24 protein-coding genes and 1 pseudogene are annotated in these 25,811 nt (G+C 69.1%); 8 read left to right on the forward strand and 17 right to left on the reverse strand.

From position 1 onward, the window contains the following. Positions 1-19 precede the first annotated feature (19 nt). Genes GT347_RS00400 through GT347_RS00415 form a run of 4 tightly spaced genes read right to left on the reverse strand, consistent with a single transcriptional unit; the run spans position 20 to position 4,301 of the window. Positions 20-988, reverse strand: coding sequence for a Bug family tripartite tricarboxylate transporter substrate binding protein (locus GT347_RS00400; protein WP_160550108.1), 969 nt, complete (start codon positions 986-988; stop codon positions 20-22). Positions 989-998: 10 nt separating this feature from the next. Further along, positions 999-2,099: an SMP-30/gluconolactonase/LRE family protein gene (locus tag GT347_RS00405; protein WP_160550109.1), complete on the reverse strand. Its 1,101-nt coding sequence runs from the start codon at positions 2,097-2,099 to the stop codon at positions 999-1,001. A 44-nt stretch (positions 2,100-2,143) separates the two neighbouring features. Continuing rightward, the gene (locus GT347_RS00410; RefSeq protein WP_160550110.1) at positions 2,144-3,301 is read right to left on the reverse strand and encodes an L-talarate/galactarate dehydratase; all 1,158 of its coding nucleotides are present in this window, start codon (positions 3,299-3,301) and stop codon (positions 2,144-2,146) included. Between the two features lie 13 nt (positions 3,302-3,314). Further along, positions 3,315-4,301 (reverse strand): Bug family tripartite tricarboxylate transporter substrate binding protein, encoded by a 987-nt coding sequence (locus GT347_RS00415; protein WP_160550111.1) that lies wholly within the window; start codon positions 4,299-4,301, stop codon positions 3,315-3,317. 138 nt (positions 4,302-4,439) lie between these two features. Here GT347_RS00415 and GT347_RS00420 point away from each other — a divergent pair, with 138 nt between their 5' ends. After that, the gene (locus GT347_RS00420; protein ID WP_229722573.1) at positions 4,440-5,444 is read left to right on the forward strand and encodes a LacI family DNA-binding transcriptional regulator; all 1,005 of its coding nucleotides are present in this window, start codon (positions 4,440-4,442) and stop codon (positions 5,442-5,444) included. Positions 5,445-5,515: 71 nt separating this feature from the next. Next, positions 5,516-5,773: a DUF3297 family protein gene (locus GT347_RS00425; protein WP_160550113.1), complete on the forward strand. Its 258-nt coding sequence runs from the start codon at positions 5,516-5,518 to the stop codon at positions 5,771-5,773. A 9-nt stretch (positions 5,774-5,782) separates the two neighbouring features. On the opposite strand, the gene GT347_RS00430 is transcribed toward GT347_RS00425, so the two are convergent. From GT347_RS00430 to GT347_RS00440, 3 genes are read right to left on the reverse strand one after another with little or no spacing between them, the layout of a single operon-like run. Next, on the reverse strand, positions 5,783-6,913 hold the full coding sequence (locus GT347_RS00430) for a CaiB/BaiF CoA transferase family protein (RefSeq protein ID WP_160550114.1): 1,131 nt from the start codon (positions 6,911-6,913) through the stop codon (positions 5,783-5,785). 4 nt (positions 6,914-6,917) lie between these two features. Further along, positions 6,918-7,895: a Bug family tripartite tricarboxylate transporter substrate binding protein gene (locus GT347_RS00435; protein ID WP_160550115.1), complete on the reverse strand. Its 978-nt coding sequence runs from the start codon at positions 7,893-7,895 to the stop codon at positions 6,918-6,920. Positions 7,896-7,931: 36 nt separating this feature from the next. Beyond that, the gene (locus tag GT347_RS00440) at positions 7,932-9,629 is read right to left on the reverse strand and encodes an acyl-CoA dehydrogenase family protein (protein ID WP_195812380.1); all 1,698 of its coding nucleotides are present in this window, start codon (positions 9,627-9,629) and stop codon (positions 7,932-7,934) included. A 91-nt stretch (positions 9,630-9,720) separates the two neighbouring features. On the opposite strand from GT347_RS00440, the pseudogene GT347_RS00445 reads away from it, so the two are divergent. After that, a pseudogene (locus GT347_RS00445) lies at positions 9,721-10,595 on the forward strand (LysR family transcriptional regulator). A 3-nt stretch (positions 10,596-10,598) separates the two neighbouring features. On the opposite strand, the gene otnI reads toward GT347_RS00445, so the two are convergent. The 5 genes from otnI to GT347_RS00470 form a co-directional block, all read right to left on the reverse strand. Continuing rightward, on the reverse strand, positions 10,599-11,426 hold the full coding sequence (gene otnI / locus GT347_RS00450) for a 2-oxo-tetronate isomerase (protein ID WP_160550117.1): 828 nt from the start codon (positions 11,424-11,426) through the stop codon (positions 10,599-10,601). Between the two features lie 22 nt (positions 11,427-11,448). Next, positions 11,449-12,726, reverse strand: a complete 1,278-nt coding sequence (gene otnK / locus GT347_RS00455) for a 3-oxo-tetronate kinase (RefSeq protein ID WP_160550118.1) — start codon at positions 12,724-12,726, stop codon at positions 11,449-11,451. Positions 12,727-12,731: 5 nt separating this feature from the next. Continuing rightward, positions 12,732-13,721 carry a 4-hydroxythreonine-4-phosphate dehydrogenase PdxA gene (locus GT347_RS00460; protein ID WP_160550119.1) on the reverse strand — a complete coding sequence of 330 codons (990 nt, stop codon included), beginning with the start codon at positions 13,719-13,721 and terminating at the stop codon, positions 12,732-12,734. 13 nt (positions 13,722-13,734) lie between these two features. Further along, positions 13,735-14,706: a Bug family tripartite tricarboxylate transporter substrate binding protein gene (locus GT347_RS00465; RefSeq protein WP_160550120.1), complete on the reverse strand. Its 972-nt coding sequence runs from the start codon at positions 14,704-14,706 to the stop codon at positions 13,735-13,737. Between the two features lie 133 nt (positions 14,707-14,839). Further along, complete coding sequence (locus tag GT347_RS00470; protein WP_160550121.1) at positions 14,840-15,784, reverse strand: LysR family transcriptional regulator; 945 nt, start codon at positions 15,782-15,784, stop codon at positions 14,840-14,842. Between the two features lie 112 nt (positions 15,785-15,896). Between GT347_RS00470 and GT347_RS00475 the strand changes: the two genes are divergently transcribed. Both GT347_RS00475 and GT347_RS00480 read left to right on the forward strand, forming a co-directional pair. Continuing rightward, the gene (locus tag GT347_RS00475; RefSeq protein WP_160555153.1) at positions 15,897-16,799 is read left to right on the forward strand and encodes a ketopantoate reductase family protein; all 903 of its coding nucleotides are present in this window, start codon (positions 15,897-15,899) and stop codon (positions 16,797-16,799) included. 169 nt (positions 16,800-16,968) lie between these two features. Continuing rightward, entirely contained in the window at positions 16,969-19,095 is a 2,127-nt protein-coding gene (locus tag GT347_RS00480; RefSeq protein ID WP_229722960.1) for a putative bifunctional diguanylate cyclase/phosphodiesterase, read from the forward strand. A 309-nt stretch (positions 19,096-19,404) separates the two neighbouring features. Here GT347_RS00480 and GT347_RS00485 read toward each other — a convergent pair whose 3' ends face one another. Next, positions 19,405-20,841: a CoA transferase gene (locus GT347_RS00485; protein ID WP_160550122.1), complete on the reverse strand. Its 1,437-nt coding sequence runs from the start codon at positions 20,839-20,841 to the stop codon at positions 19,405-19,407. Between the two features lie 83 nt (positions 20,842-20,924). Between GT347_RS00485 and GT347_RS00490 the strand changes: the two genes are divergently transcribed. Together GT347_RS00490 and GT347_RS00495 are read left to right on the forward strand one after the other, a co-directional pair. Then, the gene (locus tag GT347_RS00490; protein WP_160550123.1) at positions 20,925-21,896 is read left to right on the forward strand and encodes a DnaJ C-terminal domain-containing protein; all 972 of its coding nucleotides are present in this window, start codon (positions 20,925-20,927) and stop codon (positions 21,894-21,896) included. Positions 21,897-21,898: 2 nt separating this feature from the next. Then, complete coding sequence (locus tag GT347_RS00495; protein WP_160550124.1) at positions 21,899-22,243, forward strand: chaperone modulator CbpM; 345 nt, start codon at positions 21,899-21,901, stop codon at positions 22,241-22,243. Between the two features lie 16 nt (positions 22,244-22,259). Here the strand turns inward: GT347_RS00495 and slmA are convergent, their stop codons facing one another. From slmA to GT347_RS00510, 3 genes are all read right to left on the reverse strand, one after another. Further along, entirely contained in the window at positions 22,260-23,096 is an 837-nt protein-coding gene (gene slmA, locus GT347_RS00500; RefSeq protein WP_160550125.1) for a nucleoid occlusion factor SlmA, read from the reverse strand. Positions 23,097-23,264: 168 nt separating this feature from the next. Beyond that, positions 23,265-23,906, reverse strand: a complete 642-nt coding sequence (locus GT347_RS00505; RefSeq protein WP_160550126.1) for a CoA transferase subunit B — start codon at positions 23,904-23,906, stop codon at positions 23,265-23,267. A gap of 3 nt (positions 23,907-23,909) precedes the next feature. After that, complete coding sequence (locus tag GT347_RS00510) at positions 23,910-24,743, reverse strand: CoA transferase subunit A (protein ID WP_160550127.1); 834 nt, start codon at positions 24,741-24,743, stop codon at positions 23,910-23,912. 76 nt (positions 24,744-24,819) lie between these two features. Between GT347_RS00510 and GT347_RS00515 the strand changes: the two genes are divergently transcribed. Beyond that, complete coding sequence (locus GT347_RS00515; protein ID WP_160550128.1) at positions 24,820-25,395, forward strand: PAS and helix-turn-helix domain-containing protein; 576 nt, start codon at positions 24,820-24,822, stop codon at positions 25,393-25,395. A gap of 34 nt (positions 25,396-25,429) precedes the next feature. Here the strand turns inward: GT347_RS00515 and GT347_RS00520 are convergent, their stop codons facing one another. Further along, a complete protein-coding gene (locus GT347_RS00520) occupies positions 25,430-25,762 on the reverse strand; it encodes a hypothetical protein (RefSeq protein ID WP_160550129.1) in 333 nt (110 codons plus the stop codon). Between the last annotated feature and the right edge of the window lie 49 nt (positions 25,763-25,811).

A 25,811-nucleotide genomic window follows, 5' to 3' on the forward strand; every position in this document is an offset into this window, starting at 1 on the left:
GCCCGGTCGGCCGCGGGGCCTACTGCGCCGTGATCCCCGCGTCCTTGATCACCTTGCCCCACACCGTGGTCTCGCGCTTGAGCAGGGCCCGGGCCTCTTCCGCCGCACCGCTCTGCGGATCCGAGCCGATGCCCACCAGCTTCTCGCGCGTTTCCGGCGCGGCCATCACCGTCTGCAGGCCCTGGCGCAGCGCGGCCAGCACGGCCGGTGGCGTCCGGGCCGGGGCATAGAGGATGAACCAGCCCATGGCCGCGAAATCCGGCACGCCGCCGGCCGCCACCGTCGGCAGATCGGGCAGCAGCGGACTGGGCTTGGCACTCGTCACCGCGATGCCGCGCAGCTGGCCGGCCTTGATGTAGGGCGTGAGGATGGCCACGTTGTCGATGCCCGCCTGCAGCCGCCCGGCCAGCAGGTCCGGCATCAGCGCGCCGGTACCCTTGTAGGGCACGTACTGCATGTCGGTGCCGGTGCTGCGCTTGATCAGCTCCCAGCCCAGGTGCTGGGCCGTGCCGGGCGAGGAGCCGGCATACGAGATCTGCCCCGGATGGGCCTTGGCATAGGCCAGCAGCTCGGGCACCGTCTTCACCGGCAGGGAGGGATGCACCACCATCACATAGGGCGAAGTCGCCACGATGCCGATCGGCTCCAGGTCGCGCTCGGCATCGAAGGTGCTGGCGGGATACAGCGCCTTGAAGGTCGCCAGCTGCGACGAGGCCATCAATAGCGTGTAGCCGTCCGGCGTGCCCTTGGCCACGCTCTCGGCGGCGATCAGGCCGCTGGCGCCGGGCTTGTTGTCGACGATGAAGGCGCCCCTCATCTGCTCGCCCAGCTTCACCGCGATCAGCCGTGCCACCACGTCGGTGGTGCCGCCGGCCGGGTTGCCCACCAGCATGCGGATGGGTGCATTGCCCGGATAGGCCGGCTGCGCCGCCGCCCCCAAGGGCAGCGCCGCGGCCAGGGCCAGCAGCAGCGTGAAACGCCTGTGCATGGCCACGTCCTCAGACCGCGCCGAAGGCTTCGACATACAGCGCATACAGCGAATGGCTGCTGGCCATGTAGAGCCGGTTGCGCTTGGGGCCGCCGAAGACCAGGTTGGGGCAGCGTTCCGGCAGCTTGATGAAGCCGATCGGCTTGCCCTGCGGGTTGAAGATCTTCACGCCGTCCATCTCCTCGGGCTTGCCCAGCGGCGTCAGCGCCTTCATGCCCGCGCCGATGTCGGTGGTCTCGGTGCCGAAGGCGCCGGTGTAGCCCCAGCCGCACCAGAGGTTGCCGTCGCGGTCCACCTTGAAGCCGTCGAAGGCGCCGGGGCCGTCGGCGTCGATCAGCTTGGTCTTGTTGGAAACCGTCGTGCCGTCGTCCGACACGTCATAGGACCAGATGCTGCGGTTGGGCGTGCCCTTCCACTCGACCACGTAGAGCTTCTTCTCGTCCGGCGAGAAGGCCAGGCCGTTGGGGTTGACCAGCTCGGTGATGACGGCCGTGAGCTTGCCGTCCTTGCCGATGCGGTAGACGTTGGTGGTGGCCTGTTCCGGCCGGGCCTTGAAGCCCTCCCATTCGCCGCCGATGCCGAAGGTGGGGTCGGTGAACCAGATGCTGTCGTCGGACTTCACCACGATGTCGTTGGGCGCGTTCAGGCGCTTGCCTTCGTAGTTGTCGGCCAGCACGGTCTGCTTGCCGTTCTTCTCGGTGCGCACGATGCGGCGGGTGACCGAATGCTCGCAGCTGATGAGCCGGCCCTGGCGGTCGAAGACATTGCCGTTGGTGTAGTTGACGCCGGTCTTGAACACGCCGAACTTGCCGGTCTTCTCGTCGTACTTCATCAGCCGGTTGTTGGGGATGTCGCTCAGCAGCAGGTAGCCGCCTTCGACCGAATAGGCCGGGCCCTCGGCCCAGCGCATGCCCGAACCCAGCTGCTCGACGGTGCTGCTGTAGAGGCGGTACTTTGCGAAGCTCGGGTCCAGCACGTAGACCGAGGGATCGGGGTAGCGCTGGTTGGGCTTGAAGTCGAAGGACTGCGCCCCGGCCAGGCCGCTCAGGCCGGCGATGCCGGTAGCGGAGGCGGTCTTCAGGAAGCGGCGGCGGGAGTTGTTGTCTTGCATGGTTTTTGTCTCCGTCTTGGTGGTGCGTCGTTGCTCGAAAAAAATCAGGGCTGGGTGCCGAACTCGGCCTGTTCGCGGGTCCAGCCGCGGGCCTGCTCGCTCAAGCTCAGGCCCAGGCCCGGCCGGGTCGGTACCAGCATGCGGCCGTCCTGGATCTCCAGCCGCTCGTTGAAGAGCGGCTCCAGCCAGTCGAAATGCTCCACCCAGGGCTCGGTGGCATAGGCCGCGGCCAGGTGCACATGCAGCTCCATGGCGAAATGCGGGCCGAGCATCAGGCCGGCGTGTTCGGCCTGGGCGGCGATCTTCAGGAAGGGCGTGATGCCGCCGACCCGCGGGCCGTCGGGCATCAGGTAGTCGCAGCTGCGGTTGCGGATGAGTTCGTCGTGCTCGGCCGCGCTGGTCAGCATCTCGCCGGTGGCGATGGGGGTGTCGAAGGTGGCGGCCAGGGCGGCGTGGCCTTCGAAGTCGTAGGCGTCCAGCGGCTCCTCGATCCAGACGAGGTCGAACTCCTCGAAGACACGGCACATGCGCTGGGCGGTGGGGCGGTCCCATTGCTGGTTGGCGTCGACCATCAGTTTCGCGTCGTCGCCCAGGTGCTTGCGCACGGCTTCCACCCGCTGGATGTCGAGCTTGCCGTTCGGCTGGCCGACCTTGAGCTTGATGCCGCCGATGCCGCGGTCGAGAGACGCCTTGGCGTTCACCAGCAGCTGGTCCAGCGGGGTGTGCAGGAAACCGCCCGAGGTGTTGTAGCAGCGCACCGAGTCGCGGTGCGAGCCGAGCAGCTTGGCCAGCGGCAGGTTGGCGCGGCGGGCCTTCATGTCCCACAGCGCCACGTCGAAAGCGCCCAGGGCCTGCACCGCCAGGCCGCTGCGGCCCACCGAGGCGCCGGCCCAGCAGAGCTTGGTCCAGATCTTGGCGATGTCGTTCGGGTCCTCGCCGAGCAGGGCCGGCGCGATCTCGCGGGCATGGGCGAACTGGCCCGGGCCGCCTGCCCGCTTGCTGTAGCTCAGGCCCAGGCCGTGGTGGCCGTCGCGGGTGCGGATCTCGGCGAAGAGCATGGCGATCTCGGTCATCGGCTTCTGCCGGCCGGTGAGCACCTTGGCATCGCTGATCGGATTGGCCAGCGGCAGGTAGCAGGACGAGATGCGCACCCAGGCGATGCTGTCGCCGGAAGGAACGGAGGAAGTCGTGGTCTGAGTCATGGGTGACGGGATGTCAGTCGATGGAAATCTTGCCGGTCTCGATCACCTTCTTCCAGCGCGCGTACTCGGCCTGCTGGAAGGCGGCGAACTGCGCGGGCGTGTTGGCGACCAGCTCGTAGCCGACGCTGGTGAAGCCGTCCTTCACCGCGGGTTCGTTGAGCACCTCGACCATGGCGGCATGGGCCTTGTCGCGGATCGCCGGCGGCAGGCCCTTGGGCGCGACCACCGCCTGCCAGGAAGTCACTTCCAGGTTCTTCACGCCGGCCTCGGCCATGGTGGGCACATCGGGCAGGACCGGCGAGCGCTTGCCGCTGGTGATGCCGAGCGCGCGCATCTTGCCGGCCTTGATGTAGCCGATCACCGCGTTGATGTTCTGGAAGGAGGCATCGACCTGGCCGCCCATCAGGTCGGTCTGCGCCGGTGCGCCGCCCTTGTAGGGGATGTGCACGCCGCTGGTGCCGGTCTCCTGCCAGAAGAGTTCGGCAGTGAGGTGATCGCTGCTGCCGTTGCCCGACGATGCGAAGCTCATCTTGCCGGGGTTGGCTTTCTCATAGGCGATGACGTCGGCCACCGTCTTGTGCGGCGAGGCGGTGGGCACCACCAGCACATTGGGCGACTGCACGGCCACGGTGATGAGGTCGAAGTCCTTCAGCGGGTCGTACTGCATCTGCGACTTGAGCAGGTGCGGCACGATGACCAGCGGGCCGAGCGAGGTGACCAGGAAGGTCGAACCGTCGGCCGGCGCGCGCTTGACCATGGCTGCTGCGATGGTGCCGGCGGCGCCCGCGCGGTTGTCCACCAGGAAGGTCTGCTTGAGTTTGTCGCCCAGGCGCGGGGCGAGCGCGCGCGCCACCTGGTCGGTGGAGCCGCCGGGCGGGAAGGTCACGACCAGGGTGACGGGTTTGTCGGGCCAGGCGGTCTGCGCCTGGGCCAGGAAGGGGGATGCCAGAGCGGCGGTGGCGGCGATGCCCAGGGCGACGGCGGCGAGGCGGCGGTTCATGTGTGTGTCTCCTTTTTCGAGGGTGTTGTCTCCGCTCTGGGTGGGGGGATGGTTTCCACGCGGATGACAACGTTGTCATTCTGCTGTGAAATGCAGTGGCCGTCCGGGCAGAATCGCACCGATGACTCAGGGTTTTCGTTGAAGACAACTACCAACTCCAAAGCCGCCACGCTGCACGACGTGGCCCGTGCCGCGGGCGTGTCGCTGATCACCGCCTCGCGGGCGCTGGGCAATCCGGCGCTGGTCACCCCCAAGACGATCGCCAAGGTGCAGCAGGCAGTGGAGGCCACCGGCTACCTGCCCAACCTGCTGGCCGGCGGCCTGCGCTCGCGCCGCAGCATGACGGTGGCGGCGCTGGTGCCGGCGATCTCGGTGCAGCAGTTCCTGCCCACGGTGCAGGCGCTGACCGAGACGCTGCATGCCGCCGGCTACCAGGTGATCCTCGGCCAGTCCGGCTACGACCATGCGCGCGAGGACGCCCTGCTCTCCACCATGCTCGGCCGCCAGCCGGACGGGATCATGGTCACCGGCCTGATCCGCTCCGCCAAGGCGCGGCAGACCCTGCGCCGCCTGGGCATCCCGGTGGTGGAGACCTGGGATTTGGGCGAGGACCCGGTGGACATGCAGGTCGGCTTCTCCCACCGCGAAGTGGGCGCCGCCGTGGCCGCCTACCTGCGCGCCAAGGGCTGGGAGCGCGTCGGCATCGCCACCGGCGACGACCATCGCGCCCTGGTGCGCAGCGGCGCCTTCGTCGAGGCCATGGGCCGCGCGGTGCCCACCGCCACCGTGCCGGCGCCCAGCAGCCTGGCGCTGGGCCGGCGCGCCGCGGCCGAACTGCTGGCGCAGGAGCCGCGCCTGCAGGCCGTGTTCTGCAGCTCCGACCAGCTGGCCCAGGGCGTGATGGTGGAGGCCCAGTCGCGCGGCCTGCGGGTGCCGCAGGACCTCGCCATCTGCGGCTTCGGCGATGCGGATTTCGCGGCCCACACCCTGCCCTCACTGACCACCGTGCAGATCAAGGGCGCGGAGATCGGGCAGCGCGCGGCCGGGCTGATCCTGCAGCGCTGCCAGGGCGCGGAGATCACCGAGCCGGTGCGGGATGTGGGCTTTTCCATCGTCGAGCGGCAGTCCACCGGCGGCACCTGAGCGGCTTTGTGCAAAATCGCCGGTTCCCCGGGGCGCTTGAGGCCCCGTCCAGAACACCAGAAGCGATCCACATGACCGAAGCAGCCAGCCAGCCCGTGCGCCCCGAACTCCCCGACCACCTCAGCGTGGACCCGCGCAGCCCCCACCACGTACCCGCCGTCTTCGAGCACGACATCGGCATCCGCTTCAACGACAAGGAACGCCACGACGTGGAGGAATACTGCATCAGCGAAGGCTGGATCAAGGTGCCTTCGGCCAAGACCCGCGACCGCAAGGGGCAGCCGCTGCAGATCAAGCTCAAGGGCCGGGTGGAAGTCTTCTACCGCTGAGCGTACTGTTCAGTCCGCCAGGAAGCTGTCGCCCTCCGTCAGCGGTACATGGCGGTAACTGGCCGGCGTACGGCTGAGCTTGACCGGCGCGCCCAGGCCACGGTAGCCGCCCTCCATCTCGACCACCATGCCGCGGTGCGCCGTGTGCGGATGCAGCAAGGCGGCGTCCACGCCCAGCACCGGGGCGGCGGGCACACCGGCCGCCATCAGTTCATCGACCAGCTTCACGCCGTCGAAGGCCGCCAGGGCGGCTTCCAGTTCGATCTTCAAGGCCGCCCGGTTCACCGAACGCGAGCCGGCCTCGCGGTAGCGTTCGTCCTGCGCCAGATCGGGCAGGCCGATGCAGCGACAGAAGGCGGCGAACTGCCGGTCGTTGCCCACGGCCAGGAAGATCGGCTCGGTGCCGGTGCGCAAGGCGTCGTAGGGATAGATGTTGGGGTGCGCATTGCCGGTGCGCTGCGGCGTGCGGCCGTTGGCGAACCAGTTGGCGGCATGCGGATGCAACAGCGACAGTCCGCTGTCGTACAGCGCCGCCTCCACGAACTGGCCGCGGCCGCTGCGGTGGCGGTCCTGCAGGGCCAGCAGCACGCCGATCACGGCGTTCAGGCCGGTCACCATGTCCACCACCGGCAGGCCCACGCGCAGCGGGCCGCCTTCGGCCTCGCCGTTGATGCTCATGATGCCGGTCATGGCCTGCACCGCTGCGTCGTAGCCGGGCAAGGCACCCAGGGGGCCGTCCGATCCGAAGCCGGAGACACGGCACCACACCAGGCGCGGGAAACGCTCGGACAGCGCCTCGTAGCCGATGCCCCAGCGCTCCATGGTGCCGGCCTTGAAGTTCTCGACCAGCACATCGGCCTCGGCCACCAGGGCCAGGAAGGCATCGCGGTCGGCTTCGGCGGCCAGGTCCAGCCGCATCGTGCGTTTGTTGCGGTTCAGGCCCCGGTAGTAGGAGGCGACACCGTCGATGAAGGGCGGGCCCCAGGTGCGGGTGTCGTCGCCCTGCGGCGGCTCGACCTTGAGCACGTCGGCGCCGTGGTCGCCCAGGATCTGGCCGCAGAAGGGGCCGCCGAGGATGCGCGAGATGTCGAGCACCCGGATGCCGGCGAGCGCGCCGGTGTTGGCTGTGGGGCTGGTCATGCGGTCAATCCAGCTGGGCGCCCGACTGCTTCACCACCGTCGACCATTTGGCCGTCTCGGAGGCGATGAACTGGGCGAGCGCCTGCGGGCGGATGTCGGTGGCGGCCTCCAGCCCTTGCGAGGCGAACAGCTCCTTGACCTTGGGCGAGGCCAGCACCGCCGCGAAGGCCTTGTTGAGCACGGCGATGCGGTCGGCCGGCGTGCCCGCCGGCGCGACGATGCCGAAGAACACACTCACGTCGTAGCCGGCCAGGCCCTGCTCGGCCACGGTGGGCACCTCGGGCATGGCGTGCGAGCGGGCGGCGGTGGTCACGCCCAGGGCGCGCAGCTTGCCGGTCTTCACATAGGGCATGGCGGTGAGGATGTCGGTGAAGCTCATGCCCACCTGGCCGCCCAGCAGGTCGTTGAGCGCCGGGCCGGTGCCCTTGTAGGGGATGTGCTGGAAGTCGGTGCCGGCCAGCGCGTTGAACATCACGCCGGCCAGGTGCGAGGAGGCGCCGTTGCCCGAGGACGCATAACTCAGCGTGCCCGGATGCGCCTTCGAATACGCGATGAGCTCCGGCACCGACTTCACCGGCAGCGAGGGATGCACCACCAGGATGTTGGGCAGGTGGCCCACGCGGATCACCGGCGCGAAGCTGCGGGTGGGGTCGTAATTGATCTTGCGGTAGAGGCTGGCGTTGATGGCCAGCGGGCCGGAGGTGCCGAACATCAGGGTGTAGCCGTCGGGCTCGGCCCGGGCGACGTATTCGGCGCCGATGTTGCCGCCGGCGCCGGCGCGGTTTTCCACCACCATGGTCTGGCCGATCCGGTCGCGGATCTCGGCGGCCAGGGTGCGGGCCATGGCGTCGGTCGGGCCGCCGGGCGGGAAAGGGATCACCAGGGTGATCGGCTTGCTGGGATAGCTGTCGGCGTATACCGCCGGCGTGAAGGCGGTCGCCAGCGCGCAGGAGGCGGCCAGCAGGAAGGTGCGTTTTTGCATGTCTTGTCTCTTTGTCGTTCTGGGTTCGAAGGGGAATCAGGCGGCGGTGGTGGATGGCTCCCTTCGGGCGCTGCTCCAGTCGGCCGGCATAACATCGGGCGACAGCGGATCGCGCGGCAGCACCCGGTGTTGCAGCGCGAGTTGGGCCCAGCGCAGCCGATCGGCCGAGCCGGTAGCCGCGGCCTCCCAGGCCATGGCGGCGGCGCTGGTGCAGTGGTAGAGGGCGGATGCGGCTTGGCGGGCCAGCACATCGCCGCCTTCGCGGGCCGCCGTTTCGGCCAGGGCGCAGGCCCGGGCCATCGCTGCGCGCAGGGCCAACACGAAAGCGGGCGCGACAGAGGGCATGTCTTCGAGCAGCCCCTCGACATGCGCCTGCAGCACCGGCAGCGAGCCCTCGCGCTTCACCGCCCGGATCACGTCCAGCGCCACGATATTGCTGGTGCCCTCCCAGATCGAGCCCAGGTGGGCATCGCGCACCAGGCGCGGATCGCTCCATTCCTCGATATAGCCGCAGCCGCCGCGCACCTCCATCGCATCGCCGGTCACCTTGCGGGCATCGCGGCAGGCGCGGAACTTGATCAGCGGCGTGAGGATGCGCAGCAGGGCGTAGGCGCCCTCCTCGCCCGCATCGGAACGGCCCAGCGCACGGGCGGTCTGGAAGACCATGGTGCGGGCCTGTTCGGCGGGCACCCGCAGCTTGTCGAGCTGGCGGCGCATCAGCGGCATGTCCTGCAGGCTGCGGCCGAAGGCGCGGCGCTCGCTGGCGATGAACTCGGCCTCGGCCACCGCGCGGCGCATCAGGCCGGCGGCGCGCACGCCGTTGGACAGGCGCGAGTTGTTGACCATGTCGGCCATCTGCACGAAACCCCGGCCCGCCTCGCCGACCAGCCAGGCGCTGGCGCCTTCCAGGCGGATCTCGCCGCTGGCCATGGAGCGGGTGCCGAGCTTGTCCTTCAGGCGCACGATGCGGTAGCGGTTGAGGCTGCCGTCCTGCAGATGACGCGGCAGCAGGAAGAGCGACACGCCCTTCATGCCCTCGGGCGCGCCTTCGATGCGGGCCAGCACCATGGCGAAACCGGCATCGGGGTTGGAGCAGAACCACTTGTCGCCGCTCAGCAGGAACTGGCCGGGCTGCTCGCCGGGCCGGGCGGTGGTGGCGGTGGCGGCAATGTCGGAGCCGGCGGCCTGCTCGGTCATGAACATGGCGCCCTGGGCCAGTTCGTCGAAATCCAGGCTGGTGAGCTGCGGCAGGTAGCGCTTCATCAGTTCCGGGCTGCCGAACTTGCGCAGCGTGCGGGTGAGCGAATCGGTCATCGAGACCGGGCAGCACAGGCCGAACTCTGCCTGCACGAAGAGGAAAGTCAGCACGTATTTGACGATGGCCGGCATGCGACCTTTCCAGCCCAGCGTCTCCTCCCGGTGCGACATGGCACCCAGCCCGAATTCGCTCAAGGCCAGCCGCTCCATCTCCACATAGGCAGGGTGCTTGACGATGCGCTGGACGTCCTGCCCGGTGCGGTTGCGGTGCTCCAGCTCGGGCGGGTTGCGGTCGGCGATGCCGGCCAGTTCGTCGAGCCGGCCGCCGGCCAGGGCGCCCAGGCGCTCGAAATGCGGGTGCATGTGGCGGCGCAGGTCCTCGGGCAGGTAGAGGCCGAGCAGGCCGGGCAGTTCGCGGTCGGTGCTGAAGAGGTTCTGGCCGTGGCGGTCGGGGATCGGGTGCGCGGCTGCGTCCATGTTCTGTCTCCTTTTTGGATGCCGATGGTGCGCATGGCGACCATGCATGTCTAATATCGATTAGGTCTTGTTCGATTTGATTCAACTATCCATGGAACTGCGTCACCTGCGTTATTTCTCGGTGCTGGCCGAGGAGCTGCACTTCGGCCGGGCTGCCACGCGGCTGTCGATCTCGCAGCCGCCGCTGTCGGTGGCGATCCGGCAGCTGGAGGAAAGCGTGGGCGCCCGGCTCTTCGACCGCAACAGCAAGGAGGTGCGGCTGACCGCCGCCGGCCTCGCCCTGCAGGCTTCCGCCCGGCGGCTGCTGCTGGAGGCGGAAGAGGCGGCGGTCGAAGCGCGCAATGTCGCCTCGGGCCTCGCCGGTCGGCTGCGGGTCGGCTTTGTCGGCGCGATGCTGTACCGGGGCCTGCCGCAGGCCCTGAAGGATTTCCAGGCCAGCCATCCCGCCGTGCGGCTGAGCCTGTCGGAACTCAACTCGGGCGAACAGGTCTCGGAGCTGATGCACGACCGGCTGGACATCGGTTTCCTGCACACCAGCCGCCTGCCCGCGCCGCTGCAGAGCCGGCTGCTGCTGAGCGAGCCTTTCGTCTGCTGCCTGCCGCAGGACCACGCCCTGGCCCGCAAGCGCCGCATCGCGCCGCTGGACCTGCGCGAGCAGCCGCTGGTGCTGTTCGCCCGCAGTTCCTCGCCGGACTATCACGAGCGGGTGCTGTCGATCTGCGCCGAGGCGGGTTTCCGGCCCGAGCTGCGGCACGAGGCGCGGCACTGGCTGGCGGTGGTGTCGTTGGTGTCGCAGGGGCTGGGCGTGGCGCTGGTGCCCGAGGCCATGCGGCGCTGCGGTCTGCAGGGGCGGTGTTCCGGCCGCTGGAAGGCGTGACGGCGCGGTCGGAGGCCTACGGGGTGTGGCGCACCTCCTCGGTCAATGTGCTGGCCGAGGTGCTGCTGCGCAGCTTCGTGCCGGCCTGAGCTTCAGGAGTGCAGGCCGCGCAGCCAGCCCAGGCCGTCCGAGGTGCCGCCGGGAACCGCGCCACGGCGGGGTTTGTATTCGCAGCCGATCCAGCCGTCGAAGCCCAGCGAGTCGATCACCTCGAAGAGATAGCCGTAGTTCAGTTCACCCGTGTCCGGCTCGTGGCGTTCGGGCACACCGGCGATTTGCAGGTGGCCGACACGGCCGGTCGGCAGGTAAGCCTTGAGTTTGCTGGCGACATCGCCTTCGACAATCTGGCAGTGGTACAGGTCCATCTGCACCTTGAGGTTGGCGGCGCCGACTTCGGCCAGCACGGCGTGGGCGTCGTCCTGGCGGTTGAGGAAGAAGCCCGGGATGTCGCGGGTGTTGATCGGCTCGATCAGGACCTCGCGGCCGGCCTTCGCGGCTTCTGCCGCGGCCCAGCGCAGGTTGGCGATGTAGGTGGTGCGCAGCGTGTTGCGATCGGCGCCGGTCGGCGCCAGGCCGGCCATGACGTGGATGCGCGGGCAGTCCAGCGCCTCGGCATAACGCAGGGCGTGGGCGAAACCCTGGCGGAACTCGGCCTCTCGGCCCGGCAAGGCGGCGATGCCGCGTTCGGACCGGTCCCAGGCGGTGGCGACATCTGCCGCTTCGCCACCGCTGGGCGGCGCGTTGAACAACACCTGCTGCAGGCCGTTCGCCTTCAGCCGGCTGCGGATCTCCGCCGGCTCGAAGGGATACGGCGCCAAATATTCGACGGCCTGGAAGCCATCCCGCGCGGCGGCCTCGAAGCGGTCCAGGAAGGCGAGTTCCTGGTAGAGAAAGGACAGGTTGGCGGCGAAACGGGGCATGGGTGGTATCCGGGTTGCGTACTCAGGCCCCGAGCAGCGCGAAGGCCTTGGTGAAGAAATCCTCGCTGCCGAAGTTACCGGACTTCAGCGCCAGGTGCAGGCCGTCCACCGGCGCCAGGGCGCAGCGCGCATGGCTCCAGGGCACGCCGGGGTCGATCTGGGTGCCGATCTGCATCTGCTGCACGCCCAGCGCCTGCACGCAGGCGCCGGAGGTTTCACCACCGGCGACGATCAGCTGGCGCACGCCCGCCTCGACCAGTCCACGTGCGATGGCGGCCAGCGCCTGCTCGACCAGCGCGCCGGCCTCGGCCACGCCGAGCGTGCCCTGCACCGCCCGCACCGCGCCGGGTTCGGCCGTGGAATAGATCAGCACCGGGCCATCGGCCAGCAGCGGCGCCGCCCAGGCCAGGGCCTGTGCGACCAGGTCCTCGCCCGAGGCGATGCGCTGCGGATCGATGGCCAGCGCCGGCCGACCGCTGGCGATGAAGGCCGCGACCTGCCGGTTGGTCGCCACCGAACAGCTGCCCGAAACCACCGCGCGCCAGCCCGAAGGCGCCGGCAGCTCGCCCGCCTGCGGCGAAGGCGAGAGCCCGAAATTGCCCGGCAGGCCGATCGCCACGCCGGAGCCGGCCGTCACCAGCGGCATGCCGGCAAGCGCCGGGCCCAGGCGCAGCAGGTCGGCATTGGAGACGGCATCGACGATGGCGATGCCCACGCCCTCGGCCCGTAGCGCCTCGAAGCGCGCCTTCACCGCATCGGCTCCGGCCGCAACCACGTCGTGCTGCACCAGTCCGACCTTGTGCCGGGTCTGCGGCTGCAGCACCCGCAGCAGGTTGGCATCGCCCATCGGCGTCAGCGGATGGTTCTGCATGCCGCTCTCGTTCAGCAGCACATCGCCCACGAAGAGATAGCCCTTGAACACCGTGCGCCCGTTGTCCGGAAAGGCGGGGGTGGCGATGGTGAAGCCCGTCCCCAGCGCCGCCATCAGCGCATCGGTGACCGGGCCGATATTGCCCAGCGGCGTGCTGTCGAAGGTGGAGCAATACTTGAAGTAGATCTGCTGCGCGCCCTGTGCCCGCAGCCAGGCCAGGGCGGCCAGCGACTGCGCCACGGCTTCTTCCGGTGCGACGGTGCGCGACTTGAGCGCGACCACCGCCGCGTCCACATCCGCATCGAGCGGCCCGTGGGGCACGCCGATCAGCTGCGCCACCCGCATGCCGCTGCGCACCAGGTTGTTGGCGAGGTCGGTGGCGCCGGTGAAATCGTCGGCGATGCAGCCGAGTCGGATGCGTCCGGCCATCGGCATCAGGCCGGCAGCGCGGCGGCTTCGCGGGCCGCGCGATGGCTGGCGCCCATGCGGCAGGCCAGGTCGAAGGCGGCGGCCATGGCGGTGGACTGGGCCACGCCCTGGCCGACGATGTCGTAGGCCGTGCCGTGGGCGGGGGTGGTCACGGGGATGGGCAGTCCGCCTTCCACCGTCACGCCGATGTCGAAGCCCAGCAGCTTGGTCGCGATCTGTCCCTGGTCGTGGTACATGGTCACGATGCCGTCGAGCTGGCCCTTATTGGCGCGCAGGAAGATGGTGTCGGCCGGGAACGGCCCCAGGGCCGGGAAGCCGCGAGAGGCGGCTAGCTCGATGCCGGGGGTGATGATCTCGCCCTCTTCCGAACCGTAGTTGCCGTTGTCGCCGTTGTGCGGATTGAGCCCGCAGACGCCGATGCGCGGCTCGGCCGTGCCGGCGGCCTTCAGGGCCTGGGTCAGCATGCCGATGGCGCCGGCCACGCCTTCGGGCTTGAGCAGGTCGGACACCTCGCGCAGGGCGACGTGCGAGGTGACACGGGCCGTCCACATCGGGCCCAGCACATTGAATTCGCCGCAGGGACCGTCGTAGCGCAGCAGCTTGGCGAACCAGCGCATCTCGTCTTCCTCGTGCATGCCGCCCAGGCGCATGGCGCCCTTGTTGAGCGGTGCGAAGCAGAGGGCGTCGGCCTCGCCGTTCTCCACCATGCGGGTGCCGAAGGTGAGGCTGTCGAGGATGAACCGGCCGTTCTCCGGCGTGGCCTGCGAGGGCGCGAAACGCAGCGTGCGGCCGGGCCAGTCGACGATGTGCAGACGCGGGCCGGGCTGGATCCGCGGCACGCCGGCGGCGCGGGCGCCGGCTTCCAGCGCTTCGTCCGTCGCGATCAGGAAGATCTCGGCGCGTTCGGTGGCGCCGGGCTCGGAGAGCAGGCGGGCGATGATTTCCGGGCCGATGCCGGCGGGGTCGCCGATGGCGAGTGCGATGCGGGGGGTCATGGCGGTCAGTCCTTCAATCGAGTTTGATGTCGCGCTGCTTGATGAGGGCGGCGAAGCGTTTGTCGTCCGATGCCTGCAGGGCGATGAACTGCTCGCGTGTCAGGGTGGACGGCTCGCCGCCCAGGCCCTTCAGCTTGCTCTGCACCTCGGGCATCTGCAGGGTCTTCTGGAAGTCGCGGACCAGGCGGTCGAGCACCGGCGCGGGCGTGGCAGCCGGGGCGTACATGGCGTACCAGGTGCTCATCTCGGCGCCCTTCACGCCCAGTTCGTCCAGGGTGGGCACGTCCGGCAGTTCGGCAGCGCGTTTGGGCGTGGTGACGGCCAGTGCGCGGAACTTGCCGGCCTTGATCAGGCCCATGGCCGAGGAGGTGGTGTCCAGCATCATCTCGACCTGGCCGGCCAGGATGTCCTGGTGCGCCTGCGAGCTGCCCTTGTAGGGGATGTGGATCATCTTGCTGCCGGTCGAGGCCATGAACAGCTCGGCGGCGATGTGCTGCACGCTACCGATGCCGGACGAGGCGTAGCGCACGTTGTCCGGCTTGGCCTTGATTTCGGCCAGCAGCTCCGGGAAGCTGCGGAAGCTGGAGGCCGCATTGACGATCAGCACATGCGGCACCTGCACCACCATGCCCAGCGGCGTGAGCTGCTTGAGCGGATCGAAGCTGAGCTTCATCAGGTGCGGCGCGATCACCTGCGGCGAATTGGTCGCCGCCAGCAGGCTGTAGCCATCGGCCGGGGCCTTGGCGGTGACGTCAGCGGCGATGGTGTTGGCGGCACCCGGGCGGTTGTCGATGATGAAGGGCTGGCCGATCAGCGGGCCCATCTTCTCGCCGATCAGGCGGGCCACCACGTCGGTGCCGCCGCCGGCAGAGGCGCCCACGTTGATGTGGATGGGCTTGTTGGGAAAGGCGGCGGTCTGGGCCTGGGCGGCGCCGGCCAGCAGCGTCAGGGCCAGTACGAGCGGACGCGCGAAGTTCGTCTTCATGGGTTTTGTCTCCAGTGGGATGGCGGCCGGCTGCGGCCGGTCTGTGGCGGGAATGTAGCGGCGCCGGGGGGCGCAGGCCATCGCCGATTTCTGGAGACTGAATTCGCGGTTTGCGAAACCGCCCTGCCCTGGCTCAGGGTGCGATCACCTGCAAGGCGGCCAGCGCGGCGCGCGACATGGACGCTTCCGGCATGTGGCACAGCATCATCTGGCGCGCCGGCCAGTCGCCTTCGATGGGGATGCGTTTGAAGCGGCTGCCGCCCGCGATGGAGCGCGCCACCGCCTGCGGCATCACACCCACGGCGATGCCCTGGCGGATCATGGCCACCATGCTGTCGAAGCTGCCGACACGGATGCGCATGCGCAGGTCGCGCCGGGCCTTCGCGGCCAGGCGCAGCAGGGTGGTGGAGATGGCCGAGCCCTCGGTCAGGCCGATCACGTCGTGGTCCAGCATGTCCTCGAAACTGACGGCAGCTCGGTCGGCCAGGGCGTGGTCGTCCCGCACCACCAGCACCAGGCGGTCGCGGTGGTAGGCGCGGGTGGGCAGGGCCACGGCGCCGACGGTGCTCTCGTAGATGCCGATATCGGCCACGCCGCGGTCTATGGCCTGCAGCACACCCTGGCTGTTCAACTCCTGCAGGTCGATCTTGATGCCGGGATGGCGCGCCTGGCAGCGCTGGATGTCGCCCGGCAGGAACTGCAGCACGGCGGAGGTGCAGGCCGCGATGCGCACCACACCCAGATCGCCCTCGCGGTAGGCCAGGGCGTCGTCGCGCATGCGCGAGACGGCATGCGCCATGCTGCGGGCATGGGCCAGCAGGGCGCGGCCGGCGTCGGTCAGGGCCATGCCGTGCGGCAGGCGCTGGAAGAGGGGCACGCCGAATTGCTGCTCCAGCTCCTTCAGGCGGCGCGAGGCGGCGGCGGGCGCCAGCAGGATGCGTTCGGCGGCGCGGGTGACGCTGCCGGTCTCGGCCGTCTCGATGAAGAGGCGCACCGTCACCAGGTCGAAATGGATGGCCGGATGCAGGGGCGATGTGCCCGTGTCGCTGTTCTCGCCCGCCCTGCCCTGCCTCTTCATATGCCGCCCGTTCCTGTGCTGCCTTTGCCGGGCGGCGATTCTGCGCCATGGTCCGATTAGGATCGGCGACATGACCGACGCCACGCCCTCCGCCTTCGCCCCCGGCCAGCGCCTGAAGATCGCCGTGATGGGCGCGGGAGCGGTCGGCTGCTACTACGGCGGCCTGCTGGCGCGCGCCGGCCACGAGGTGGTGTTGATCGCCCGGCCGGTGCATGTGGAGGCGATCCGCGCCCACGGCCTGCGCCTGGAAACCCGCAGCTTCGACGAGCAGGTCCGCCTGGAGGCCAGCAGCGATCCGGCCGCGGTCGCCGGCGCGCAGCTGGTGCTGTTCTGCGTGAAGTCCACCGACACCGAATCGGCCGCCGCCGCCATCGCCCCGCACCTGGCGCCCGAGGCGCTGGTGCTGACGCTGCAGAACGGCGTGGACAACGACATCCGCCTGCAGCCCCTGCTACCGCAGGAGGTCTCGGCCAGCGTCGTCTATGTGGCCACCGCCATGGCTGGCCCCGGCCATGTGCGGCACCACGGCCGCGGCGAGCTGGTGATCGCCACCGGCAGCCGCAGCGCGGCGCTGGCCGCCTGCCTGGCGGCGGCGGGCATTCCCACCGAAATCTCCGACAACGTGCGTGGCGCGCTCTGGGCCAAGCTGCTGCTCAACTGCGCCTACAACGCCCTTTCGGCGATCACGCAGCTGCCTTATGGCCAGCTGGTGCTGCAGCCCGGCGTGACCGACACGCTGGCCGACGTGGTCGCCGAATGCCTGGCGGTGGCGCGGGCCGACGGCGTGCTGATACCGGGCGATGTGCCGGCCGCCGTGCGCGCCATCGCCCAGACCATGCCGGGGCAGTTCTCCTCCACCGCTCAGGACATGGCGCGCGGCAAGCCCAGCGAGATCGACCACCTCAACGGCTTCGTGCTGCGGCGCGGCGCCGCGCTGGGCATCGCCACGCCGGTCAACCGCATGCTGTGGACACTTGTCAAGGCGCTGGAAGCCAAGGCGGCGCCGAAGTTGTAGTGCACCCACTCACGGACACGAAATACGTTCCTGCATAAGAAGCACCCCGTTACACTCCGGGCGTCAGCCCGCCAGACCGTCCAGGTCCGCCGAGGCGCCCGCTCTTGCAAGGACCACCGTGCTCTTTCCGACCAACCAAGCCGGCCTGCTGCCCGCGCAATACGACCCGATGGGCGTGCTGGCTTCGGTCGTCATCGCGACCCTGGCGTCCTATGTGGCGCTGGACCTGGCGCGGCGGGTGCACGCCACCCGCGGCCGGGCCAGCATGCTCTGGTGGGGTTTCGGCGCGGGCGTGATGGGCACAGGCATCTGGGCGATGCACTTCCTGAGCATGCAGGCCTTCATGCTGCCGATTCCGCTGGGCTACAACGGCAGGTTCACCCTGCTGTCCTGGTTCGCCGGCGTGGCCGCATCCGCGGTGGCGCTGGGGGTGGCCGGGCGCATGACCTACCGGCCGCGCAACCTGATCCGCGGCTCGATCGCCATGGCGGTGGGCATCGCCAGCATGCATTACATCGGCATGGCGGCGCTGGACATGACACCGGCCATCCAGTGGGATTTCCGCTGGATCGGCGCGTCGGTGCTGATCGCTGTGTTCGCCTCGGCGGTGGCGCTGGCGCTCTTCCACAAGCTGGTGAAGATTCCGGCCGAACGCCGGGTGGCCGCCCAGTTCGGCGCGGCAGCCGTGCTGTCGGCCGGCATCTGCGGCCTGCACTACGTGGGCATGGAGGCGGCGGGCTTTCCCATGGGCGCCGTCTGCCTGAGCGCCGACAACCTCGGCGGCGCGGCGCTGACGGTGGTGGTGCTGCTGGTCTCGGTCACCCTGCTGATCAGCACCCTGCTGCTGTCCATGCTCGACGCCCGCATGCAGAGCACGGCAGAGCGCCTGACCGCCTCGCTGCTGAAGGCCAACACCCAGTTGAAGACGGCCAATGCCGAGCTGCAGCAGCAGGCGCTCACCGACCCGCTGACAGGCCTGCCCAACCGCCTGCTGTTCGAAGAGCGCCTGGCGCAGGCGCTGGCCCGTGTCGACCGCCTCAACCACGACGACGAACGCATCGCCGCCCGCCTGGCCGTGCTGTTCATCGACCTCGACGGCTTCAAGCCGATCAACGACTCCTTCGGCCACTCGGTGGGCGACCACATCCTGACCGAGGTGGCCGACCGGCTGCGCGGCCAGGCCCGCGAGAACGACACCGTGGCGCGTGTGGGCGGCGACGAGTTCCTGATGCTGCTGGAAGACGTGCCCGGCATCGCCGGCTGCGCCATCGTGGCGCGCAAGATCATCGCGGTGCTGTCGGCGGCCTTCGAGATGGCCGACCGCAACATCAAGATCTCGTGCTCGGTCGGCATCGTGATGTTCCCGGACAACGGCCAGCGCGACAAACTCATCGCCAACGCCGACGCCGCCATGTATGCGGCCAAGCGCGGCGGTGGCGGCAACTATGCGGTGTTCGAAGCCTCGATGGGCGCCGATGCCAACACCCAGCTGGAGCTGCTGAGCGACCTGCGCGCCGCGCTCGACCTGGGCCAGTTCAGCCTGCACTACCAGCCCAAGGTCAGCGGCACCAGCAACCGCATCCACGGCGTGGAGGCCCTGCTGCGCTGGACCCATCCGACCCGCGGCAACGTGCCGCCGGACGAGTTCATCGGCATGGCCGAACGCTTCGGCCTGATCGGCCGCATCGGCCAGTGGGTGATCGAGGAGGCCTGCCGCCAGATGGCGCAATGGCGCACCCAGGGCCTGCGCATGCGGGTGGCGGTGAACCTGTCGGTGCACCAGCTGCGCGAGAACACCCTGGCCGACCGGGTGAACGCGGCGCTCACCGAACACAACATCGAAGCCTCGCAGCTGCTGTGCGAGATCACCGAATCGGTGGCGATGGAGGACATGCACATCACCCGCCGTGCCTTCGAAGCGCTGGCACGCATCGGCGTCTACCTGGCGATCGACGATTTCGGCACCGGCTACTCCTCCTTGAGCTATCTGCGCCAGTTGCCGGCGCAGCAGCTCAAGATCGACCGCAGCTTCGTGAAGGACCTCGAAGGCAGTTCGGACGCCCGCGCGGTGGTCGAGGCGGTGATCCAGCTAGCCCACGCGCTCAGCCTGCGGGTGGTGGCCGAAGGCGTGGAGACCGAAGGCCAGCGCGACATCCTGCTGGGCATGGACTGCGACGAACTGCAGGGCTATTACTTCGCCCGGCCGATGACGGCGGACACGCTGCTGGAATGGTCGCGCGGGCAGAAACCCGAGCATTCGGCGGATTTCGCGCACTCCACCACCGATATGGAGTGAGCCGGCGGCTGGCCTGCTCCCGTCCTTCGCGAATCCATAAGGCGCATTCGGAAAAAGGCTTTTCCTACAAGGCTGGCTGCTTCAGGACGACAAGCCAGCGGCCCGGCCGTGGTCATGCTGAAGGCTTCAACAGGAGGACCAAGCCTTGAACACCATCATCTACGTCGTCGGTCTCGTGGTCGTGATCGCAGCAGTGCTGTCTTTTTTCGGCCTGCGCTGAAACGAACCACTTTGCATCGACCCAAGGGACGGGGCGGTTGCCGGCAACGGTGACCGCCCCCTTCTGTTTTCCGGCGTGATGCCGGCCGCTCACCAGGCCGGCGGGTGGCTGCCCGGCGGCATCGAAGGCAGGTCCCAGACCGCGGGCGTGGCCGACAGCCGGGCCGCATGGCGCAATGCCCGCAAGGCGCCAAAGCCCGACTCGCTGCTCTCCAGGTAATGCTCGAAGGCGGGCTGCTCCATCGTCTTAGGCTGCACGGCGGAAAACCCGTCCGCGACACGGCCCAGCCCGCGCAACCAGTAGCCGGTCTGCGCCAGCGAAACCTCCACCAGCCAGCTGCCGCCCTCGGTCTGCTGCCGGTACAGCGCGGCGGCGGCGCCCATGGCCATCAGGTAGCCGGTCGCCTCGTCGAGGATCTGCATCGGAAACGGCCGGGGCTTGCCCTGGCCGGCCGCTTCGCCCTCGGCCAGGTTGAAGCCGGTGGCCGTCTGCACCAGCGAATCGAAACCGCGGCGCGTGGCCCAGGGGCCTTGCGTGCCGTAGGCGCTCAGGCTGACGCAGACGATGCCCGGGCGCATCTTCGCCAGGGCTTCGGGGCCGAAGCCGCGTTCGGCGATGCCGCCCGGCCGGTAGCCCTGGATGAAGACATGGGCCTGCTGCACCAGGCCGCGCAGGGTCGCCCTGCCCTGCTCCTCGCGCAGATCGACGAGGGCCGAGCGCTTGCCCCGGCTGGTGTCCGCGATGGCGCCGATATTGGGCAGGTGCGGGCCGTTGACCAGCAGCACATCCGCACCATGTGCCGCCAGCGCCCGGCCGCCCACCGGGCCGGCCAGGATGCGGGTGAGTTCCAGCACCCGCACCCCGGTCAGCGGCCGGGCACCGGCGGCCAGCGGCGGCAGGACCAGGGGCGCGGCGGGCGTGTCGGCGGTGTCAATGCGGCGGATGGTGAACAGCGGCTGGGCGGCGATCGCACGCGCCTGCGGCGTGGCATCCCATTCGGCAAAGCTGCGCATGCGGGTGGCGACCAAGCCGGCGGCCGCGGCGGCGTCCTCGAAATCGGCCGCCTTCCACTGCGCCATAGCCGCTTCGGCATCGGCCCGGCTGGCCGTGGCCGGATCCAGGCCCATCAGGCGCAGCGCGCCGTCGCGGTGGTGGGCGAAATTGGCATGGATGCGCACCCAGCCGTCGGCAGTCCGGTAAAGCCCGGAAAAAGCATCCCACAGATCGGGCACCTGGCCATCGAGGCTGAACCAGCCGGTGCATTCGAGGGCGGCATGCAGCATGTCCACCGACACCGTCTGCGCCGCCTGCCCGCGCAGCCGGCCGAGCGTGCAGGCCGCCAGCGCCGCGGCGGCGATGGTGGCCTGGGCGGCGGTGCCCACGGCGAAAGAGGAAGGCAGCACCGGATCGTGGCCGGTCAGCTGCAGGCCCTGGGCGGCATCGGTCGGCAGTCCGCAGGCCTGCAGCAGCCCCCGCGTCAGTTCAACCGCATCCGGCGGGGCTTTTGCAAGCGAGACATCGTTCATGGCGGGAAACCTCAACAAACGCACACAATGGCCGACGGCGGCGGGGCCACATTCTCCGTCTGAAAAACGAAGGACGCACTGACGTGGATTTCAAGGACTACTACAGGATCCTGGGCGTGGAGCGCGGGGCGACGGACGAGGAACTGCGCAAGGCCTATCGCAAGCTGGCCCGCAAATACCATCCCGATGTGAGCAAGGAGGCCGATGCCGAGGCCCGCATGCGTGAGGTCAACGAAGCCAACGACGTGCTGCGCGACAAGGAAAAACGCGCGGCCTACGACGCCCTGGCAGACCGCGTCGCGGCCGGCGGCAAGGCCGCGCCGGACGGCGGCAGTTTCCAGCCGCCGCCCGGCTGGGACCAGGGCTACGAATTCCACCGCAGCGGCACCAGTGGCCCGGCCGACCACCACGATTTCAGCGAGTTCTTCTCCTCCATCTTCGGCGCCGGCGAGCAGCGTGCCCGGGCCCGCCAGGCCGGCCCGATCCGCGGCGAGGACCATCACGCCGCAATCGAAGTCAGCATCGAGGATGCCCTGAACGGCGGCGAACGCCAGATCAGCCTGCGCGCCATGGAAACCGGCGCGGACGGCCAGCCGCGCTGGCAGGAGCGCACCCTGTCGGTGAAGCTGCCGGCCGGTGTGCGGCCCGGACAGTTCATCCGCCTGGCGGGACAGGGCATGCCGGGCCATGCGGGCGGCGCCGCCGGCGATCTTTTCCTGGAGGTGCGGGTGGCTCCGCATGCACGCTACCGGGTGGATGGCCGCGACATCACCATGGACCTGCCCGTCACGCCCAGCGAGGCCGCCCTGGGCGCACAGGTGGAAGTGCCGACGCCCGGCGGCGCGACGGTCGAACTCACCATCCCGCCCAAGGCCCGTGCCGGCATGAAGCTGCGGCTGAAGAACCGCGGTTTTCCCGGGGAGCCGGCCGGCCATTTCTACCTGCTGCTGCAGATCGTGTTGCCGCCGGCCGATACCGACGCGGTGCGCGATGCCTACCGCGCCCTGGCCGCCGCCAGCACCGGCTTCGACCCGCGCAGCGCACTGAAAGCCTGACCATGCCCCAACAACATTCGCTGCATCTGCATTTCAGTTCCACCACCGTGCTCGGCGCGGGCGATTCCCTCACCGCCGAGGAGCTGGCTCGGGCCTGCGGCGCCCAGCTCGACTGGGTGCGCCAGCTCGCTGAGGCCGGCATCCTGTCGGCCCCGCCGGAGCGGCCGCCCAGCAGCTGGCGATTCCAGAGCGAAGACCTGCAGCAGGCGCTGGAGGTGCGCCGGCTTCAGCGCGACTTCGATGCCGGCCTGGACGCGGCGGCGCTGATGCTGGACATGGGCCGCGAGATCCGGCGCCTGCGCTCCATCGTGCAGGCGCTGGGCGGCGAGTTGCCGCGCGGCGATTGAGCGGACCGGCGGCGCCTCAGCGCAGCATGGTGCCCAGGCAGGCCGCCAGCTGCGCCGAAGGCATCTGCACGAAACCCGAATTGGCGAAACGCAGCAGGCGCCCCACGCAGAAGCTGCCGAGCGCAGACGCCAGCGCCCGCGAAGCCTCCAGCGCCATCAACCGGTCGCGCTGCAGCAGATCGGCCAGGGTCTTCTCGAATCGGGTGAACACCAGGGTCATGCGCTGGCGCAGGGCTTCGTCCTCCATGGCCAGCGCGTCGCCCGCCATCACCCGGCTGGCGCCGGGATGGGCCTCGGCGAAATGCAGCGGAATCGCCACCAGCCGCCCCGCATGCTCCTGCAGGCTGGCGCCGCTTACGGCCATGTGGCGGTCGAGCTGCTCGATCTGCTCGAAGAGCGCATGCTCGATGTCCACGATCAGCGCTTCCAGCATGCCGCTCTTGCTGCCGAAGACCCGGTAGAGCGCCGCCTCGCACAGCCCCAGGTGCTGGGCCAGCGAGGCGGTGGTGACACGATCGCTCTTGCGGTTCGCCAGCAGCTCGACCAGCCCGGCCAGCACCTGGCGCCGCCGCTCGCCCGCCTTGCGGTTGCCGGGGCCGGCCAGGAAAGCGGCGCTGGTGGGCGGTGCGGCATCCAGCGTCAGCACCGACCGCGCCGGCAGCACACGCGGCGGCCGCAGGGCCAGAGCGGCCTGCGCCCGGCGGCCCTGGAACTCCTCACGCAGGTCCGAAATGATGGTGCGTGTGGCTCGGGCCCGCCAGGCCTCGCGCTGCGAGGCGTCGGCCAGGCAGTCTTCCAGGGGCTGGGGAAGACCGCCGCGCTGGCGGAGATAACCGTCGCTGACTCTGTCCATGGGCACACCTCGCATGCGGAGACATCCGCCGGGATTGAGGGGAAAAGCCGATCGATGCGCTAACGAAAGCGCAATTTATCGCAGTAGCCCTCAATCGCCGCGTGATTTGGACAAAGTTTTCGGCAACAAAGTTGATGTCTCGCAGAGTGGTCCGGCGCGGGCCGGATCTCAGCGCAGCACCGGTGCGCCTGTCTTCTCCTGCAAGGTCTCGAAACTCACGTCCGGCGCCAGTTCGACCAGCTTCAGGCCCTCGGACGTGACGTCGAGAACGCCCAGGTCCGTGATGATGCGGTCGACCACGCCCACACCCGTCAACGGCAGCGAGCAGTCCTTCAGGATCTTCAGGTCGGTGCTGCCGTCCTTCTTGCGCGCCACATGCTCCATCAGCACGATGACCCGCTTGACGCCGGCCACCAGGTCCATGGCGCCGCCCATGCCCTTGACCATCTTGCCCGGGATCATCCAGTTGGCCAGGTCGCCCTTCTCGCTGACCTGCATCGCGCCGAGGATGGAGAGGTTGATCTTGCCGCCGCGGATCATCGCGAAGCTGTCGTGGCTGCCGAAGATGGACGAGCCGGGGATGGTGGTGACCGTCTGCTTGCCGGCGTTGATCAGGTCGGCATCGACCGTGTCTTCGGTCGGGAAGGGGCCGATGCCCAGCATGCCGTTCTCCGACTGCAGCCAGACTTCCTTGTCCTGCGGCACATAGTTGGCCACCAGCGTGGGAATGCCGATGCCGAGGTTGACGTAGAAGCCGTCTTCCAGCTCTTGGGCCGCCCGCGCGGCCATTTGGTCCTGGGTCCAGGGCATGTCTCAGACTCCTTCGTTGCTGCTGCGGTTGGCGGCGGGCGCGTCCACCTTGGGGATGGCGATTTCCTCGCCGCTCACGGCGGCCGCCTGGGCGATGACGGCCTGGGCCTCGACCTTGGCCGCCGCCGCATCCACCGGCGCGGCCGCGCTCAGGGTACGTTTCTCGATGCGTTTCTCGGGCGTGGGGTTGAGCACGATGCGGTGCACATAGATGCCGGGCAGGTGCACGTCGTCCGGTGCGATCTCGCCGGTCTCGACGATGCGTTCCACCTCCACGATGCACAGCTTGCCGGCCATGGCGGCGGCCGGGTTGAAGTTGCGCGCGGTGAGCCGGAAACGCAGATTGCCCGACTTGTCGGCCACATCGGCCTTGACCAGGGCCACATCGGGCACCAGCGACTCTTCCATCACATAGGTCTCGCCGCCGAAGTCGCGCAGCTCCTTGCCCTCGGCCACCTGGGTGCCGACGCCGGTCTTGGTGAAGAAGGCCGGAATGCCGGCCCCGCCCGCGCGCAGCTTCTCGGCCAGGGTGCCCTGGGGGGTGAATTCGAGTTGAAGCTCGCCGGCCAGGTACTGGCGCTCGAACTCCTTGTTCTCGCCGACATAGCTGGAGATCATCTTCTTGATCTGCCGGGTCTCCAGCAGCTTGCCGAGCCCGAAGCCGTCCACGCCGGCGTTGTTGGAGACCACGGTGAGGTTCTGTGCACCGGTATCGCGCAGGGCGTCGATCAGCGCTTCCGGAATGCCGCACAGGCCGAAGCCGCCGACGGCGAGCATCTGTCCGTCCTGGATGACGCCCTGGAGCGCCGCCTCGGCCGAGGGGTAGATCTTGTTCACGAATTCTCCTTGCGACTGGGAAAAGTTGCGGGTCGGCGAGGACGATACTACGTAGCGATGTACGTAGTGTTTCCTAATGGAAGTCCCTGATCCCGCCGCCTCCCTCGACTACCGCCAGGCCTTCGAACTGGCGCCGGTGGGCCTGGTCGTCTCGCGCCACCGCACCATGGTGGACTGCAACCGGCAGCTCTGCGAGATGTTCGGCGCCGAACGCGAGCAATTGGTGGGCCAGTCCTTCCGCCTGCTCTATCCCAGCGCGGACGAATACGAACGCACAGGCGCACGCATGGTGCCCATCCTCAACGCCAGCGGCCGGTATTCCGACAACCGCCTGATGCGCCGCATCGGCGGCCGCCTGCAGGGCCAGACCTTCTGGTGCCATGTCACCGGTCGTGCGCTCAACCGCGATGCGCCCCACGAGGCCGGCATCTGGTCCTTCGAGGACCTGGGCGCCCAGCGCCCCTCCCAGGCCGAGCTGACCGCCCGCGAACGCGAGGTGGCCGCGCAGCTGCTGCATGGCTCCACCTCCAAGGAGATCGGCCGCGCGCTCGGCATCAGCCATCGCACCGTGGAGGTCTACCGGGCGCGCCTGATGCGCAAGTTCGAAGCTGGCAGCACCGGCGAGCTGGTGCAGCGGCTGATGGGCGGCTGAAGAAGGTGTGAATAAACCTTCCGAGGCCCTGTCGTCAGTGGCCGCTGCCCTGGCACTCCTCGGCGAGAACGGCACAGGCGAGAGCCAGTTCGCTCAGGTCCTTGATCAAACGGCCGGTACCCTCCAGCGCGCCGACGGTGAGCCTGTGCTCGGACTCATTGGATGCACAGGCGACAAGCAGCGTCCCCAGACCGCCCAAGCTTTCGCACAAACGCAGCACAGCGGCATGGGCGGCTGCCGCGACCTCGTTGCGCACAGCCGGTTCGGCCGAGGAGAAATCGACAGTCGCGCCAACCGTGGGCAAGCGAGGTAACAGTTCAAGCAGCTTGCGCAAGGCGCCAGGCTGTGGAATTTCGGCAGGCGTCATGAAGATGTCCAGTTCCTTCGAGCATCCAGGCTTTTGCTCGACACGTACT

This window comes from Xylophilus rhododendri, assembly GCF_009906855.1.
GTDB classification, from domain to species: Bacteria; Pseudomonadota; Gammaproteobacteria; order Burkholderiales; family Burkholderiaceae_C; genus Xylophilus; species Xylophilus rhododendri.